2 protein-coding genes and 1 pseudogene are annotated in these 3,123 nt (G+C 63.3%); all 3 read right to left on the bottom strand.

The features are described from left to right. The coding region (locus tag DIC66_RS22620; protein WP_147321404.1) for a CRTAC1 family protein at positions 1 to 1,510 on the bottom strand (1,510 nt) is incomplete at its 3' end. A 26-nt stretch (positions 1,511 to 1,536) separates the two neighbouring features. Next, positions 1,537 to 2,850, bottom strand: coding sequence for a xylose isomerase (xylA, locus tag DIC66_RS22615; RefSeq protein ID WP_117180440.1), 1,314 nt, complete (start codon positions 2,848 to 2,850; stop codon positions 1,537 to 1,539). A gap of 80 nt (positions 2,851 to 2,930) precedes the next feature. Beyond that, positions 2,931 to 3,123, bottom strand: a pseudogene (locus DIC66_RS23195) (xylulokinase); the annotation flags it as partial.

Genomic DNA, 3,123 nt, shown 5'->3' with positions numbered 1-3,123 from the left:
CTTTGGCGTCCCGGCTCTCGCCCAGGCCGAAGTGCATCCAGCCCAAGTGGCCGCTGGCGTGTCCCCCGCCGATGGTGAGCTCTTCACGGATGATTTTTCCGCCCAGGTCCACCTCCACCCAGGCACCTACGGCATCGCGGTTGCCACCTGCCTGTTGCAAACGCAGCTGCAGCCAATGGCCCATCGCTTGTGGCTTGTCGGGTGTACCTGCCCCCAGGTTGCGCCAGAGTTGCGCCTTGTCCAGGCGGTTGACCACAACCATGTCCAGCAGGCCGTCGCCATTCAGGTCGGCCAGCATGCCACCGCGGCCCCGCCGGAAGCTGGCCACACCGGCCTGCTGGCCGACCTGGGTGAAGTGACCATCGGTCTCGCCCAGCAGCAGGTCATTGGGGTCCAGGATGGCGAAGTCCGGCATGGTGGAGACATTGCCCTTGACGATGAAGAGATCGCTCAGCCCATCGTTGTTCACATCGGCAAACTGCGCATGCCAGGCGGTGCTGGGGTGGATGTCACCGCCCACATAGGGCCGGTGCGCGGTGATGCCGCGCTTGTAGGCCTGGTCGATGTAGCTGGGGCGCGAAGCGTCTTTCTCCAATTTCTGGAACTTGTTGTCGGCCATGCTGGTGATGAACACCTCAGGGTAGCCATCGCCATCGATGTCATGGCTGGCAATGCCCATACCCCAGACCTGCAGGCGCTTCCAGCCGTCGGCTTCGGTGTACTGTTTGGCGGGCTGTCCCGGTGCAACTTTCCAGAGCTGCTCCTGCCCGCCCTTGTAGTACTCGCGGTCATTGGCCACACGCAGGCTGGCCTCGCCCGAACGGTTCCAGTCCGAGAACAGCATCGAGAGCGCACAGTAGCTGGGCTGCAGCAATTCGGGTGCGGCGTAGCGCTTGCCGCTGGCATCCGGGCGCAAGAGCATGGCCGGGGTGCAGGTGCCCCAGGGGAAGTCAGGGCGGCTGCGGTCGTAGTAGCTGCCAATGGCCAGCGTGGGCATGCTGCTGCCCTTCTCCCAGGTGGCAGAAAAGGCGGTGTGCCAGTCGTTGCTGTTGGGGATGTTCCACTTCGCATTGGCGCGCTCGAATTTGCAGGCGCCCAGGCCCCGGAAGACTTCGATCTCGCCCACACGCAGCACCACCAGATCGGTGTTGCCATCGCCATCGATGTCGATGGGGTAGGCGCCGGTGGCATTGGTAAGTTCCAGGCCACTGCGCTCTTCCTGCAGCTTGATGGCGCCGCCCCGTGCACTCTTGTTGCGGTAGAACTTGGCCTTGTTCACACCGCCGGTGATGTACACCTCGGGCAGGCCGTCGCCATCGCAGTCAAACACGGCCACACCGCCGCCCACCATGAACTCGTCCTGGCCTTCAAAGCGGCTTTGCAGGCCCGCGGTGTCGGTCTCCTCAACAAAGCGGGGGATGGCCAGTGAGGCAGCCGCCGCAGGATTCACCACTCCGAAACTCTGCAGCGCCAACAGTGCGGTTACCAGCAGCGGGAACGGCTTGTGCATGTGCATGACTTTCCCCGACCAAACCATCAAATGAACGAATTGAGCAGGTTCTCGATGCCTTCCTGGCGGCCCGAGACCGGGCGCGTGTCAACGTTGTGCTCCAGCACGCGCGCAGCCACGGCGTCCAGGCCCAGCTTGCCGGCCAGCACATCGCGGCCAAAGTCGCTGTTCCAGCCGGCGTAGCGGTCTTCGGTAATCTGGGCAAAGCGGCCGTCGGTGATCATGGCGTCTGCGATCACCAGCGAGCGGGCAGCTGTGTCCATGCCACCGATGTGGCCCAGGAACATGTCCTCCGGGTCGATCGACTGGCGGCGCACCTTGCTGTCAAAGTTCAGGCCGCCGGTGGTGAAACCGCCGCCCTTGAGGATCAGGTACATCGCCAGCGCGGTCTCGGGGATGTTGTTGGGGAACTGGTCGGTGTCCCACTGGCACTGCATGTCGCCGCGGTTCATATCGATGGAACCAAACAGGCCCAGGTCGATGGCGGTGGCGATTTCATGCTCGAAGCTGTGGCCAGCCAGGGTGGCGTGGTTGGCTTCGATGTTGACCTTGATTTCTTTTTCCAGGCCGTGCTTTTGCAGAAAGCCAAAGACGGTGGCGGTATCGAAATCGTACTGGTGCTTGGAAGGCTCGCGCGGCTTGGGTTCGATCAGGATGGTGCCCTTGAAGCCGATCTTGTGCTTGTAGTCCACCACCATGTTGAGGAAGCGGCCCATCTGGTCGAGCTCCTGGCCCATGCGGGTGTTGAGCAGGGTTTCGTAGCCTTCACGGCCGCCCCAGAGCACGTAGTTCTCTCCGCCCAGTTTGAGCGTGGCGTCCATGGCTTCTTTCACCTGCAGCGCGCCCAGGGCAAAAATTTCGGGGTTGGGGTTGGTGGAAGCACCCGACATGAAGCGGCGGTGGCTGAACAGATTGGCCGTGCCCCACAAGAGCTTCATGCCGGTGTCCTGTTGCTTCTTCGCCAGCACATCCACCATCGCATGGAAGTTGGCCACGCTTTCGCGCGGGGTGTTGCCTTCAGGGGCCACATCGCGGTCGTGGAAGCAGTAGTAGGGAGCGCCCAGCTTGGCGAAGAATTCAAAGGCGGCATCGGCCTTGGCCTTGGCGGCCGCCATGGGGTCGGCCATGTGGTGCCAGGGGCGCTCGAAGCTGTCGCCGCCAAAGGGGTCGCGGCCGTCCCAGCAGAAGCTGTGCCAGTAGCAGACCGCAAAGCGCAGGTGCTCGGCCATGGTCTTGCCGGCCACGACGCGGCTCTTGTCGTACCACTTGAAGGACAGCGGGTTTTTGGAGTCCGGGCCTTCAAAGGCTATGGGGGCGATGGTGTTGAAGTAGCTGGTCATATGGATGATCCTTTTGGCGGGAGGGGCTTGCGTTGAAATGGGATGAGGCTGGCCTTGCGGCTCAGCCTTGTTGCAGGGCCTTATTGCAAGGCTTTGAGCGCCGGATACAGCGCCTGGAATTTCGCGTAGCGCGGCGCCAATACGGGCTGCTCGGCGGCATCGGGCCGGTAGCTTTGGGTGATGGCGGGCTGGGTGCAGACGGTCTCGATTGCGGCGCCGGTGGCCAGCCAACCCAGGCGCGCAGCGCCGAGCGCGCCACCCGCGGCGGACTCG

The sequence above is a fragment of the Rhodoferax lacus genome (genome assembly GCF_003415675.1).
GTDB lineage: Bacteria > Pseudomonadota > Gammaproteobacteria > Burkholderiales > Burkholderiaceae_C > Allorhodoferax > Allorhodoferax lacus.
This window is presented reverse-complemented; position numbering and strand designations above follow the sequence as displayed.

What these genes read in the sequence shown, in the direction of transcription:
- xylA (WP_117180440.1), bottom strand. Translation starts at nt 2,850, where the DNA reads ATGACCAGCTACTTCAACACCATCGCCCCCATAGCCTTTGAAGGCCCG.